The sequence below is a fragment of the Georgenia sp. H159 genome (assembly GCF_035607575.1).
Classification (GTDB): Bacteria; Actinomycetota; Actinomycetes; order Actinomycetales; family Actinomycetaceae; genus Oceanitalea.
In genome coordinates, this window is sequence record NZ_JAYDZY010000001.1 from 834,656 (window position 1) to 846,921 (window position 12,266).

At 73.2% G+C, this 12,266-nt stretch carries 13 protein-coding genes; 7 read left to right on the plus strand and 6 right to left on the minus strand.

What is annotated here, in order from left to right; all coding sequences use genetic code 11:
* Positions 1–24 precede the first annotated feature (24 nt).
* Positions 25–489: a nucleotidyltransferase domain-containing protein gene (locus VR894_RS03850; RefSeq protein ID WP_324649987.1), complete on the minus strand. Its 465-nt coding sequence runs from the start codon at positions 487–489 to the stop codon at positions 25–27.
* Between the two features lie 140 nt (positions 490–629).
* Between VR894_RS03850 and VR894_RS03855 the strand changes: the two genes are divergently transcribed.
* Positions 630–2,555: a penicillin-binding transpeptidase domain-containing protein gene (locus tag VR894_RS03855; RefSeq protein ID WP_324649988.1), complete on the plus strand. Its 1,926-nt coding sequence runs from the start codon at positions 630–632 to the stop codon at positions 2,553–2,555.
* Positions 2,552–2,896: a hypothetical protein gene (locus VR894_RS03860; protein ID WP_324649989.1), complete on the plus strand. Its 345-nt coding sequence runs from the start codon at positions 2,552–2,554 to the stop codon at positions 2,894–2,896. The genes VR894_RS03855 and VR894_RS03860 overlap by 4 nt, the downstream gene beginning before the upstream one ends.
* A 6-nt stretch (positions 2,897–2,902) precedes the next feature.
* Here VR894_RS03860 and VR894_RS03865 read toward each other — a convergent pair whose 3' ends face one another.
* Positions 2,903–3,535: a helix-turn-helix domain-containing protein gene (locus VR894_RS03865; protein WP_324649990.1), complete on the minus strand. Its 633-nt coding sequence runs from the start codon at positions 3,533–3,535 to the stop codon at positions 2,903–2,905.
* Between the two features lie 111 nt (positions 3,536–3,646).
* Between VR894_RS03865 and VR894_RS03870 the strand changes: the two genes are divergently transcribed.
* A complete protein-coding gene (locus VR894_RS03870) occupies positions 3,647–4,744 on the plus strand; it encodes an epoxide hydrolase (RefSeq protein WP_324649991.1) in 1,098 nt (365 codons plus the stop codon).
* A gap of 31 nt (positions 4,745–4,775) precedes the next feature.
* Here the strand turns inward: VR894_RS03870 and VR894_RS03875 are convergent, their stop codons facing one another.
* Positions 4,776–5,444 carry a response regulator transcription factor gene (locus tag VR894_RS03875; protein WP_324649992.1) on the minus strand — a complete coding sequence of 223 codons (669 nt, stop codon included), beginning with the start codon at positions 5,442–5,444 and terminating at the stop codon, positions 4,776–4,778.
* Positions 5,441–6,712, minus strand: a complete 1,272-nt coding sequence (locus tag VR894_RS03880) for a sensor histidine kinase (RefSeq protein ID WP_324649993.1) — start codon at positions 6,710–6,712, stop codon at positions 5,441–5,443. Before VR894_RS03880 ends, VR894_RS03875 begins: the two co-directional genes overlap by 4 nt.
* Before the next feature lie 171 nt (positions 6,713–6,883).
* Between VR894_RS03880 and VR894_RS03885 the strand changes: the two genes are divergently transcribed.
* The 3 genes from VR894_RS03885 to VR894_RS03895 all read left to right on the plus strand — a co-directional run bounded on the left by VR894_RS03885 (position 6,884) and on the right by VR894_RS03895 (position 10,154).
* Positions 6,884–7,420 carry an SgcJ/EcaC family oxidoreductase gene (locus VR894_RS03885; protein WP_324649994.1) on the plus strand — a complete coding sequence of 179 codons (537 nt, stop codon included), beginning with the start codon at positions 6,884–6,886 and terminating at the stop codon, positions 7,418–7,420.
* A gap of 206 nt (positions 7,421–7,626) precedes the next feature.
* Entirely contained in the window at positions 7,627–8,850 is a 1,224-nt protein-coding gene (locus VR894_RS03890; RefSeq protein WP_324649995.1) for a hypothetical protein, read from the plus strand.
* Complete coding sequence (locus VR894_RS03895) at positions 8,847–10,154, plus strand: alpha/beta hydrolase (RefSeq protein WP_324649996.1); 1,308 nt, start codon at positions 8,847–8,849, stop codon at positions 10,152–10,154. Before VR894_RS03890 ends, VR894_RS03895 begins: the two co-directional genes overlap by 4 nt.
* Positions 10,155–10,188: 34 nt before the next feature.
* Here VR894_RS03895 and VR894_RS03900 read toward each other — a convergent pair whose 3' ends face one another.
* Positions 10,189–10,785: a low molecular weight phosphatase family protein gene (locus VR894_RS03900; protein WP_324649997.1), complete on the minus strand. Its 597-nt coding sequence runs from the start codon at positions 10,783–10,785 to the stop codon at positions 10,189–10,191.
* Positions 10,786–10,965: 180 nt separating this feature from the next.
* Between VR894_RS03900 and VR894_RS03905 the strand changes: the two genes are divergently transcribed.
* Positions 10,966–11,439, plus strand: a complete 474-nt coding sequence (locus VR894_RS03905) for a DUF6098 family protein (protein WP_324649998.1) — start codon at positions 10,966–10,968, stop codon at positions 11,437–11,439.
* A 24-nt stretch (positions 11,440–11,463) separates the two neighbouring features.
* Here VR894_RS03905 and VR894_RS03910 read toward each other — a convergent pair whose 3' ends face one another.
* Complete coding sequence (locus tag VR894_RS03910) at positions 11,464–12,066, minus strand: low molecular weight phosphatase family protein (protein WP_324649999.1); 603 nt, start codon at positions 12,064–12,066, stop codon at positions 11,464–11,466.
* Positions 12,067–12,266: the final 200 nt, after the last annotated feature.

Genomic DNA, 12,266 nt, shown 5'->3' on the forward strand with positions numbered 1-12,266 from the left:
TCAGTAGTTCTCTCGCTGAGCGAGTCATAACGTGATCGCCTCGGCCAGGATCCGCTCCTTGAGCTCCGGCCGGAGCGTGCTGTCGGGGACTGCGTCGACTTCGACTTCCAGGACGGCGGTCAGTCGCTGTTCCAGGCGGCCTAGTTCGAGGAGGCTCAGGGGCCGGCCCATCGTGAAGACGAGGTCAACATCTGAGTTCGGTCGGTCATCTCCCGTGGCGACTGACCCGAACACGCGGACGTTGCTTCCCCCGTACTCGGCCACGATCCGCCGAACGTCCGCCGAGTGGCGGCGAAGGCGCCGTGCCAGTGGTGACGTTCCGTGAAAACGGAGGAGGCGCGACACCTCCGGCTGGCTGCGGCCGATCTGCTCCGCAATCTGTGCCTGGGTCATTCCCGAGGCGGCGGCACGACGGACTGCGGAAACCAGTTCCGCGCGGGCACGCGCGGTCGCCTCGTCGGTTTGGCGCGCAACATCGGCCAGATTCATTCCGGAATTATAGCAAGTGCTATAGCACGTTTCGGTTCCGCTGACGACCGAGAGCGCGGGCGTACGGCTCCGCCCCGACCTGCTCCCGCAAAGACGTATTTGTCTTCGACATGTGCGGCGGAGATCAGAACACTGCACCCATGACGCGTCACCGCCGAGCCGCCGTACCGACAGCACTCGTCCTCCTCGCCACCTCCGGCGTCGTCGCGTGCAGCAGCGACCCCGGCCCCGAGATCGACCGGACCGCCGAGCAGCTCGCTGCCACGCTGGAGAGCGGGGGGACCGAGAACCTCTGGACGAACGCGGACCTCAGCGTGCCCCTGACCAACCTCGCCGGGCTGCCGAGGCAGGTGAGCGTCGTCGAGGTCGGTGAGCCGCGGATGATCGCCGCCGACGGGCCCCGCGCCGCCGACGTCTCCCTCCGCTGGGACTGGGACCTCGACGAGGACGGCACCGAGGACTGGACCTACACCACCGAGGCCCGCATCACCGAGGACAGCGACGGGAACTGGGCGGCCGCGTACGAGGAGACCGTGCTCGCCCCAGGGCTGGGTGACGGTGCCACCCTGCGCCTCAGCCGCCCGGCGGCCGGGCGGGGCGAGGTCCTCGGGGGAGACGGCACCGCCGTCGTCACCGACCGCCCCGTCCGCCGCGTCGGCGTCGACAAGACCCGGTTCCCCGACGGTGCCACGGACGAGGAGATCCACGCGGCGGCGATCGCCGTCGCGGAGGCCATCGGGTTCGACGACCCTGTCGCCTACGCGGAACGCGTCATGGCCGCCGGGCCGCGTGCCTTCGTCGAGGCCATCACCGTGCGTGAGGGCTCCGAGGACGTCGCGGTCGCCGAGCTCGACGACGTCCCGGGGGCGGTGGCCCTGCCCGACGAGCTGCCGCTGGCACCGACGACGACGTGGGCGCGCCCGTTGCTCGGACGCGCCGGTGAGGCGACGGCCGAGATCATCGAGGAGTCCGACGGCGAGATCGGGCCGGGCGACGTCGTCGGGCTCTCGGGCCTCCAGCGCACCTACGACGCGCACCTGCGCGGCACCCCCGGCCTCGCGGTCACCCTCGATTACGGCGGCGACAGCCACGTCGTCTTCGAGGAGCCACCCGTCGACGGTGAGGACCTCCAGCTCTCGCTCGACGCCGCCGTGCAGACCGCCGCCGAGCAGGCGCTCGAGGGTGTCGAGGCGCCGGCCGGGCTCCTCGCGCTGCGGCCCTCGACCGGTGAGGTCCTCGCCGTGGCCAACAGCGCGGGCACCGAGGGGCAGAACATCGCCATGCTCGCCACCCTCGCGCCCGGCTCGAGCTTCAAGGTGGTCACCGCGCTCGCCCTGCTCCGGGCGGGCGTGGGCCCCGACGACGTCGTCTCGTGCACGCCGGAGGCGACCGTCTCCGGGTACAGCATCGCGAACTACCCGGACTACCCGCCGTCCTACCTCGGCGACATCACCATGACCGACGCCATCGCACAGTCGTGCAACTCCGCGCTCATCCACGCCCGCGACCGCCTCACCCCGCAGGACCTCGCCGACGCCGCCGCGAGCCTGGGCATCGGGCAGCCGCTCCGCGTCGACTGGGGAGGCTTCACCGGCTCGGTCCCGACCGAGATGACCGACACCGAGCTCGCCGCCTCGCTCATCGGGCAGGGCGACGTCCTCGCCTCGCCGCTCGCGATGGCCACGGTCGCGGCGTCCGTCCGGGCGGGCGAGGTCGTCACCCCGCGCCTCGTGCTCGCCCCGGACGAGCTCGCCGACGCCCCGCACGCAGCCGCGGACGACCCGCCGCACCCACTCACCCCGGAGGAGGCGGACGTGCTGACCAGGTACATGCGCGCCGTCGTCGACGAGGGCACGGGCGTCCTGCTGTCCGACGTCCCCGGTGAGCCCGTCCACGCCAAGACGGGCTCGGCCGAGGTGGGGGAGGGGGACAGCTACCGGGTGGACTCCTGGATGATCGCCCACCGGGGCGACCTCGCCGTCGCCGCCCTCGTCCACGGCGGTGGCCACGGTGCCGGCGCCGCCGGTGACGCCGTCGAGCGCTTCCTGCGGAACGTCAGCCGATGACGCAGCCCGGGGTCGCGGACCCGGTTCCCCCGCCGCCGAGCGCGGCCGCGGCCGTGCGCACCGTCGTCGCGCTCCTCCTCCTGGCCGCGTGGTTCGCCTGGCCGGTGCTCGGGTACGTCGCACTCATCACCGTCGCGCCGTTCTTCGGTGAGCTCCCCACGGAGGCGGACCAGGCGCAGGCGACCCGGCTCGTCGTGCTCGGCGCCGGCGTGGGACTTCTCGCGCCGATGGTTGCCTACGTGCTTGCCCGTGGCAGCACCGCGATCCGGGGGGTCGCGGTGGTCCAGGTGGTGGTCACGCTCGTCGCGGTCGCGCTGTTCCTCGCGTCGGCGCTGCGCTGAGGCGCGTCAGCCCCGCCGCTGCCACCGCGCCCCGAGCTCGGCGCCGGTGGGCGCGTCGCCGGGCAGCGGTGCCGTCGCGGCGGCCGGCCGCAGGGCGTCGAGGTGGAGCGCGAGGTAGCGACGGCGCAGGTCTCGGGTGCGATCCGGTCCCGCGAGGCGCACGGCCGAGAGCTGCTCGAGGAGCATCGCGAGGTCGTTGAGCTCGACGTCGGGGCGCACCACGCCCGCGTCCTGCGCGGCACCGAGAAGTGCCACCTGCTTGCGCTCGGCCTCCTGGGAGAGCCGGGCGAGCTCGTCGTCGGGGTCGAAGGTGCCGGCGAGACGCACGGTGAGGGAGTGGACGTCCGCGTCGACGACCCCGCCGAGGAACCGGGTGAACGCCTCCCAGGGATCGTCGAGTGCGAGCGCCTCGTCGGCGACGGCAATGAACTGGCGCAGCCCGTCGGCGCAGATCCGCTGGAGCAGCTGCTCCTTGCCGGCGAAGCGCCGGTAGATGGCACTCATGCCGACGTCCGCCTCCCGTGCGACGGCCGAGACCGGCGCTGCCGGGTCGCGCAGGAAGACCCGGCGCGCGGCGTCGAGGATCGCTTCGTCGTTCCGTGCCGCCTGGCCCCGGCGGCCGCTCAGAGGGGAGGACATGTCGCCACCATACCTCTTGAACGGAACGTTCCGCTCCGCTACTGTGGGATGTTGCGGAACGAACCATTCCGTTCCGTCGCAGCACCAGCCCGCACGAGAAGGAGCACCCCCATGGACGCGACCATCCGCCCCACCCGCATCGACATCCCGCAGGCGGACCTCGACGACCTCGCCGACCGCCTCGCGCGCACCCGGTGGACCGACGAGATCGACGGCGCCGGCTCCGCGTACGGGGTGAGCGTCGAGCAGGTCAGGGCGTGGCACGAGCACTGGACCACCCGGTTCGACTGGCGCGCGCTCGAGGCACGGCTCAACGTCTACCCGCAGTTCCTCACCGAGATCGACGGCCAGCAGATCCACTTCTTCCACGTGCGCTCGGGCCGGGAGGACGCGCTGCCGCTGCTCCTCACCCACGGCTGGCCGGGCAGCGTCGTGGAGTACCTCGACGTCATCGACCCGCTCGTCGAGGCGGGCTTCGACGTCGTCCTCCCCTCGATCCCGGGCTTCGGGTTCTCGGGCCCGACGACGGAGCGGGGCTGGGGAGTGCAGCGCACCGCTCGCGCGTGGGTCGAGCTCATGCGGCGACTCGACTACGGCCGCTACGGGGCCGTGGGCAACGACGGCGGGTCGATGATCTCGCCGGAGGTCGGGCGGCTGGACCCCGAGCACGTCGTCGGCGTGCACGTCACCCAGCTCTTCAGCTTCCCGTCGGGGGACCCCGCGGAGATGGAGGACCTCACCCCCGACGAGCAGGCGGGCCTCGAGCGGCTCAGCTGGTTCTGGGAGAACCTCGGTGCGTTCAACGTGCTGCAGTCCCAGGCACCCCAGACGCTGGCGCACGCGCTCGCGGACTCACCCACGGGTCTGCTCGGCTGGAACGGCCAGCTGCTCGTCGGTACGGACGAAGAGTTCGTCGTCTCCAACGTCGCGGTCTACTGGCTCACCAGGACCGCGGGGTCGGCCGTGCGCTTCTACTACGAGATGGCCAAGGCCGACGAGCGTCCCGACGGCCCGACGACGGTGCCGACCGCGCTCGCCGCGTCCACGAACGACTTCCTGTCGATCCGGCGCTTCGCCGAGCGGGACCACGGCAACATCGTGCGGTGGAACGTCTACGACACCCCGGGGCACTACACGGCGCACCAGGCCCCGGACGTGCTCGTCCGGGACGTCACCGAGTTCTACGCCTCGCTGCCGGTCCGGGTGTGAGCGGGCGGCGGATGGTTCGCGGTCGGACGCGTCACGGATGGCCGCGTCTGACGAGGCCGCTCTCGTAGGCACGGATGACGATGTGGACGCGATCGCGGAGATCGAGCTTGGCCAGGATCCGCCCGACGTAGGTCTTGACCGTCGGTTCGGCCAGGTAGAGCCGGGCGGCGATCTCCGCGTTCGTCTCACCATGGGCGATGTGGACCATGATGTCCCGCTCGCGGTCGGTGAGTGCGGCGAGTGGATCGTCCCCCGTGGACGTCGGCAGTTCGGCGGCGATGTGCTGGAGCAGCCGCCGGGTGGTGGAGGGGGCGATGACCGCGTCCCCCGCGTGCACGGTGCGGATCGCGGCGAGGACGTCCTCGGCGGGTGCGTCCTTGAGGAGGAACCCGCTCGCCCCGGCCTGCAGCGCGGCGAAGGCGTGCTCGTCGAGGTCGAAGGTGGTGAGCACGAGGATCCGCGGGCCGTCCGGGTGGCGTGCGAGGAGCTGCCGGGTCGCCGCGACGCCGTCGAGCCGCGGCATGCGGACGTCCATCAGCACGACGTCGCACCGGGTGGCAGCGACCACGTCGAGCGCCTCGCGGCCATCGGCAGCCTGTGCCACGACCCGCATGTCGTCCTGGGCGTCGATGATCATGGCGAGCCCGGTGCGCACGAGAGCCTGGTCGTCGACGAGCACGACGCGGATGTCATCGGTCATGACGGCGCCCGATCGTCCGTCACCGGAAGCTCGGCCTCGACGGCGAACCCCGCGTCCCCGGTGGGGCCCGCGCGAAGGCGTCCACCGGCCAGCTGGACGCGTTCCCGCATTCCGAGCAGGCCGCCGCCGGGTGAGTCCTGGGCGGGCGGGAGCGCCGCAGATCCGGTGTCGCTGACCCGCAGCCGCAGCCAGCGGCCGCTCCACGACAGGGTGACCTCCGCCTGAGCTCCCGCGCCGGCGTGCTTGACCACGTTGGTGAGCGCCTCCTGGACGAGGCGGTAGGCGGCGAGGTGGGCTGCCCGGTCCAGCGGCCGTGGTCGACCGTCGACGTGCAGACCGACCGGCAGACCCGAGGCCCGAACCCGGTCGAGCAGATCAGGGAGGTCGTCGAGGGTGGGCTGCGGGCCCGTGGGGGACCCGCCCTCGGGGCGGAGGACGCCGAGCAGCGCACGCATGTCGGTCAGGGCCTCGCGGCCGATGTCGGCGATGGTAGCCAGCGCGGTCGCGGCCGCGGCCGGGTCCTTCCGGGAGACGTACCGGCCGGCCTCCGCCTGGCGGACCATGACCGAGACCGAGTGGGCAACGACGTCGTGGAGCTCCCGCGCAATGCGAGCACGCTCGTCGGCTGCGGCTTGCCTGTCGCGCTGCTCCCGATCGGCCTCCGCGGCCCTGGCGCGCGCGGCGAGAGCGGCAACCTGATCGGTGCGCAACCGCCGGAAGCGGCCCAACGCCCACGCGGCCACGACGGCGGCCAGGAACGCGGAGGGGAGCGACAGCAGCTCGCTCGGTGGCCCCGACCCGTCGCCCGCCGCGCCGGTCGAGGCGATCCGGACGGTGGCGACAGCCGCGCCCACGAGGCCGACGAGCAGCGACACCAGCGGCCACGGCCGTTCCGTCCGGGCACTGACGGTGTACGCGCCGACGAGGTAGGACAGGCTGGACGGCAGCAGGACCGCGGAGAACGAGCCTCCCTGCGGGTCCGCAAGGCCCGGCGCCACCGCAAGGACGAGCTCGGCAGCCGCAACGGTCACGAACACCGCCCGTGGTGCGCGGCGGCGGAACACCACCGCCGCGTGCAGCACGACGACGGCGGCGATGAGGACGTCGGTCCAGCCGGAGCCGAGCCCGCCCTCGCGGATGAGCCTGATGGAGCCGGGCGCGAACAGGACCGCGAGGGCGACCGCGAGCACCGGGTCGGCGAGCCAGGATCGCCGACCGACCCAGGCGTCGACCCGGTCCAGTCCGCTCCGTCGCTCGTCACCGGCCACGGGACTGACCGTACGAGGCCGCTCCCGACGGCGCACCCGTCCGTGGTCGCGCCGTCGTCATCCCACGGTCGCACCTCGCCGATCCGACGGTCCGATGCCTCGCGCACCGTGCGACGTCGATCCTCATGGCGCCGGACCACCCGGCTCACGCACTCGAGGAAGGACACCACCATGACCCGACCGACCACGCGTCGAACCGCCGACGACGCGGCGCTCGCCGACCTCTTCGACGAGCTCTGCGCGGCATGGGGCTCGGGCGACGCCCGCCGGTATGCGGCGCTGTTCACCCGGGACAGCACCTACGTCTCCTTCGACGGCACGCTCGCCCTCGGTCGAGACGCGATGGCCGCCAACCACGACACCCTCTTCCGCGGGGTGCTGGCCGGCTCGACGCTCGTCGGAGAGGTGGAGTCGACCACCTACCTCGGTGACGACGTCGCCATCGTTCATGCCACCGGGTCGGTCCTCATGCCGTGGCGCGACCGGCTCCCGCGGCGGCGGCTGTCGCGCCAGACGATCGTGGCGGTCCGGAACGATGAGGGGTGGCGGATCGCCGCCCTGCACAACGGGCGGGTCCGCCCGGTGGCACTTCCGGATCCGCACGCCCTGCCCTCGCGTGCCTCGCACGCGCTCGCCCGGACGGCCACCGCGCTGGGCGTCGGCTGGCGGGCGCGGAGCACCACCGCGATCGACAGGGCTCGGGCGTGAGCGGTGAGCTGGTGCTGGGCATCACCGCGCCAACGACGTCGCCGCGCCCCCCGAGTACGAGGACCGGCATCGCTCGAGCGCGCCACGACGTCGTCACGCCGTACGCCCTTGTCGAGTCCCCGGTATCGCGACCGTCATCCCGGGGGTGCGGGCTGTCGATCCCGCAGCACGATTCCAGCCGGATGTGACAGCGCAACTCTCATGGCATGGACACCGACGACATGAACACCGGGATCGACGAGCGATCGGCCTCAGCGGTCCGCTCGAGCAAGGATGCATCGACGCCGCCGGCACGGCAGCCGCGTGGCACCGTGACGGCGGCACGCGGGGGGACCGTCCGTCGCCGCGACGGGTCGCTGACGGCACTTGCCGTGCTCTGGTCCGCACTGTGCGCCGGCCTGGGCCTGTGGTGGGTGCTCGCTCCGGAGGCCTACCCACTCTATGAAGCGGACGCGCCGATGGGGCTGATGGAGAGCGTCCCGCCCGGCGTGGCCGCCCGGACCGTCCTCGTCCTCGGCCTGGCAGGGACGGGTCTGGCGACCCTCCTCGGCCGCACGGACGTCCACACACCCGGCCGGCGGGCGTTGCTCCTCGCGGGGGCGGGGTACGCCGCCGTCTTCGGCCTGCTCGTACCCGACGTGCAGCTCCTCGCGTTCCTCGGCTACGCGACGGCCCTCATCGGGCCGATCGTCGTCGTGGTCATGCTCGCCGTCGGGGCACGGCGGCACCCACGCAACCTGCTGCTCCTCGCCCTGATCGGTGGCGCCGTCGCCCTCGGGGTGGTGACCGGCGAGATCGGCGGACCGACGCTCGACATGCTCCGCGAGATCCGTGACGGCGTCCGCCGGGTCGGGGTGCGACCTGCGGTCCTGGTCGTCATGGCCGCCGGGGGCGTGCTGTTCGCCGCCCTCACCGTCGCTGCCGCACGTCGCGGCAGCAGCCAGCACCTGACACCCGAGGCGCGGGCGCGGCTGGACCGCTGGGGCCGGGCAGCCACCTGGGTCGCGGCGGCCAGCCCGATGCCGTACGCGCTGATCCGCCTGACCTGGCTCACCCCGTGGCCCCAGGGCGCCCCGGGTGGGCCGGACGCCATCGGTCCCGGCGTGCGGGTCTTCGGGATCCTCCTCGGACTCGCCGCTCTTGGCGGCGCCGCCCTCACCCTCGGCCTCATCTACCGCTGGGGTGAGGTGTTCCCCGCGTGGCTCCCCGCTCTCCGGGGACGCCCCGTCCCGGTGTGGGCGGCCGTCGTGCCCGCCTCGATCGTCGCGGTCGTGCTCTGCGCCTCCGCCGTCAGCCTGGTGCTGATGTCGACCCGAGACGGCGCGAGCTGGCTCGCCGCCGCCATCCCGGCTCCGGTGTGGGGACCCGCGCTCGCCCTGGCGACGTACGCCTACTACCGGCGGCGTACCGATCGAGGAGCACTCCGATGAGGTCACCGGCCGTCGAAGGCGTGGCCACCACCAGGGGACGGTCCATCCCCGTGGCGGGACTCGTGTGGCTCGGGCGCATCGCCCTCCTGGTCGGCGGCGTGACCGTCGCCGTGCTGGCCGGGATCGTCGCACTGCTCACGCTGGCCGCCGTGACGCCCACACCGGCCCTGTTCATGGCCGCCGGCGTCACCACCGCGCTCGCCGGCTGGATCGTCATCCAGCGGACCGTCGTCAGGCGCTCGGAGACGCTTCGTCCCTGGCCGGTGGCCGCTCTCGGGGCGGTGCTCGTGGTCGCCGCGTTCGGGGCGATGCTCGTCCCGCTGGGTGACGAGCCCGTGCCGCCCGTGGTTCCGCCGGGCGCGGGCTCGTGGCGCCTGCCGGACGGTGGGACGGTGGCCTTCGGGGTCGTCCGCGCCGCCGACGAGGCCGCCGACGCCGCTCCCGTCATCGTGCTGCACGGCGGGCCCGGCGTCCCCGACACCGCCGGCCTGCTCGACGCGTTCGGGCACCTCGCCGAGGCGGGGCACGACGTGTGGGCCTACGACCAGCGGGGCGCCGGTCGCTCGTCACGGCTGACCGACCCCAGTGGCTACACCCACAGCCTGGCGCTCGCCGATCTCGAGCGGGTGATCGAGCGCATCGGCTCCGACCGCGTGATCCTCGTCGGGCACTCCAACGGCGCCTCCCTCGCTGCCGGCTACATCGCCGAGCACCCGGGCCGGGTCGAGCGGGCGGTGTTCCTGTCCCCGGGTGGACTCGACGACGGGGGCGGCAGCCCCCAGGACCGGCTCACCACCGCCGAGCAGCTGCGGGTCTATCGGCTGATGGTCTCGCCACGGGCCCTCATCACGTACGCCCTCGTCATGGTCGACCCGGCCGCGGCGCACGCCCTGGCGGACGACCCGGAGGTCGATGCCCGCCAGGACCGGGTCTACGCCCGCACCCTGCCCGCGCTGCACTGCCCGGGCCGCACCGGTCCGGCCCTGCACGGGCTGGGCTTCTACGCCAACGCGGTGCCCTGGAACCACGCCTCCGGCGCCAGCCTTGCCGCCCAGCTCGGACACCCCCGCGTCCCGATCCTCGTCATCAAGGGTCAGTGCGACTACCTCGACTGGGCATCCGCCACCGACTACCTGGAGGCGTTCCCCGATCATCGGCTGCTCTACCTCCCTGGCGCCGGGCACGACGTCCACGTCGACAAGCCGCGGGAGGTGGGTGACGCCGTCGCGACCTTCGTGGACGGCCGCACCGTCCCCGGCACCCTGGCCGACCCGATGAGCCCGCCGGCCGGCTTCCAGCCCTGAGACACGTCCGCCTGTGTGGCTTCCGTTCTCCGGCTCAGCCGGCCCGCACCCCGAGGACGACCTGCGCGATGGTCCGCACCGCCTCGATGAGCTGGCTGAACGACTCCTCGTACACCTCGTCGGACCGGCGGTAGGGGTCCACGATGTCGTCCAGCTCGGCCGGCACCTGCTCCCGCTCCCGTGAGGCGAGCGGGAGGAGCGCCGCGAGGCGCTCCGCGGGACGTGCGTCGGGGCCGGCGGCGGCGTCGAGCTCGGCCGGGTCGACGGCGGAGGCGAGCCGCGCGAACTCGCGCACCGTGAAGGTCCGGCGGACGGCCGCCGGGACGTCGTCGACGACGTCGGCGCGGTGCTGGCGCGTGGCGGTGAGGATGAGGTCGGCACCGGCGACGATCGGCTCGGTGACGCGCCGCGCGGCGAAGCCGTCCGCCGGGACGCCGTACTGCTCGAGGAGGCGGACCATCGGCGGCTGGATCGGCTCGCCGACCAGGGCCCCGGTGCCGGCGGAGTGCACGGTGATCCCGCTGCCCTCGACGAAGGCGGAGCGGAAGAGGCGCTCGATCGCGGGGGAGCGGCAGATGTTGCCGGTGCACACGATGAGGAGCGTGAAGTCCTCGCCCGAGCGGTACGCCATGGCCGTCCCCTTCCGTGGTGGGCGTGGTCTTCGAGCCTACCCGTGCGCAGGCCGCCGCTCCGACGTCTTGGGACGTTGGTCCTGTGGCGGGTGGGACGAATCGGGCGCAGAATCGTCAGGGACAACGGCTCGCGCGGGCGGCGTATCGGAGCCACGACGACGGCGCGTGGGGAGCAGACGATGACGCTCATCGACCCGACAGGCACCAGGCAGGTCTACGACGTCCTTCGTGGCGGGTACGAGCTACCCGTCCTGCACACCATCGGGCAGGTCGTCGAGCTCTGCGGGACCCGGACCGACCTCTACGTGCGGTTCAGCTACACCCCGGACGACCGGGACGTGGCGGCACGGCGTGAGCGCGAGAGCGGCAACCTGCTCCCGGGGGTGCCGGCGTGGCCGCTGTGCCCGGAGTCGTGGTGGGGCGCCGGGGCTCGGGTGTGGATCGCCCGCCAGCTCGCCCGTCGCGCACACCTCGCGCACGCGGGCGCCGAGCCGTGGCTTGTTGCAGGTGAGGTCCGCGGCCGTGGACCGGACTGCGAGCCGCTCATCGCGCAGATCAACCCGCTGGCGCGCATCAACCAGCGGGTGCTCGCCGAGGCGGAGGAGGACTACGCGGCGTGGCAGACGCGAGGCTTCCGCGCGCTCGCCGGGTAACGCCGGTTGTCGCCGGGTCGCCGGTCAGACGAGTGCCGGACTGGGCTCCAGCACCACCCGCCCGATCGCCTCGACCGCCGCGACGATCTGGGCGAAGGACTGTTGGTACACCTCGTCGCTCTGCAGGTAGGGATCGACGATCTCGTCGAGCTCGATCGGGATCCCCGCGCGTCGCGCAGCGGCGAGCGGGACGAGTGCGGCGAGCCGCTCTGCGGTGCCGGCGTCCGGGCCTGCGGCGTCGTCGAGGTCCGACGGCGTGACCTGCCCGGCGAGCCTGGCGAACTCCCGCACGGTGAAGGTGCGGCGGACGACGGAGGGCACGATCTCGACGACGTCGCCGCGCAGCTCACGGGTGGCGGTGAGCACGAGGTCGGCGCCCGTGAGCATCGGTGCGGTGATCCCGCGGGCCGTGAACCCGGCGACGTCGGCACCCTGCTGCCCGAGCAGACGGGCCATCGGGGCCGCTGCCGGCTGGCCCACGAGTGCCCGGGTGCCCGCGCTGTGCACGGCGACGCCGCTGTCGCCGTGCAGCGCGGACCGGAGGAGGTGCTCGACCGCGGGGGACCGGCACACGTTGCCGATACACACGACGAGGATCGTGAACTGCTCTCCTGAGCGGTAGGCCATCGTGGTCCCCTTTGTCCGTCTTTCCGGGTCGGACGCTAATCGCGGTCTCCCGCCACGCGGCGGTCCCCGGAGGACGATTAGGGGTGGAGAGCGGCGAGTGCCGCCCGATCACTCCGGGTGACTGCGCGGGGTGACGGGCACCGAGACGGGGCCCTGGAGGCGGCGCTCGCCGCGACGCGTGCAGGAGAACCACCCCCACC

Excerpts from the sequence above, each read along its gene's own strand:
- VR894_RS03850 (WP_324649987.1), bottom strand. The coding sequence starts at position 489 with ATGAATCTGGCCGATGTTGCGCGCCAAACCGACGAGGCGACCGCGCGT.
- VR894_RS03855 (WP_324649988.1), top strand. The coding sequence starts at position 630 with ATGACGCGTCACCGCCGAGCCGCCGTACCGACAGCACTCGTCCTCCTC.
- VR894_RS03860 (WP_324649989.1), top strand. The coding sequence starts at position 2,552 with ATGACGCAGCCCGGGGTCGCGGACCCGGTTCCCCCGCCGCCGAGCGCG.
- VR894_RS03865 (WP_324649990.1), bottom strand. The coding sequence starts at position 3,535 with ATGTCCTCCCCTCTGAGCGGCCGCCGGGGCCAGGCGGCACGGAACGAC.
- VR894_RS03870 (WP_324649991.1), top strand. The coding sequence starts at position 3,647 with ATGGACGCGACCATCCGCCCCACCCGCATCGACATCCCGCAGGCGGAC.
- VR894_RS03875 (WP_324649992.1), bottom strand. The coding sequence starts at position 5,444 with ATGACCGATGACATCCGCGTCGTGCTCGTCGACGACCAGGCTCTCGTG.
- VR894_RS03885 (WP_324649994.1), top strand. The coding sequence starts at position 6,884 with ATGACCCGACCGACCACGCGTCGAACCGCCGACGACGCGGCGCTCGCC.
- VR894_RS03890 (WP_324649995.1), top strand. The coding sequence starts at position 7,627 with ATGGACACCGACGACATGAACACCGGGATCGACGAGCGATCGGCCTCA.
- VR894_RS03895 (WP_324649996.1), top strand. The coding sequence starts at position 8,847 with ATGAGGTCACCGGCCGTCGAAGGCGTGGCCACCACCAGGGGACGGTCC.
- VR894_RS03900 (WP_324649997.1), bottom strand. The coding sequence starts at position 10,785 with ATGGCGTACCGCTCGGGCGAGGACTTCACGCTCCTCATCGTGTGCACC.
- VR894_RS03905 (WP_324649998.1), top strand. The coding sequence starts at position 10,966 with ATGACGCTCATCGACCCGACAGGCACCAGGCAGGTCTACGACGTCCTT.
- VR894_RS03910 (WP_324649999.1), bottom strand. The coding sequence starts at position 12,066 with ATGGCCTACCGCTCAGGAGAGCAGTTCACGATCCTCGTCGTGTGTATC.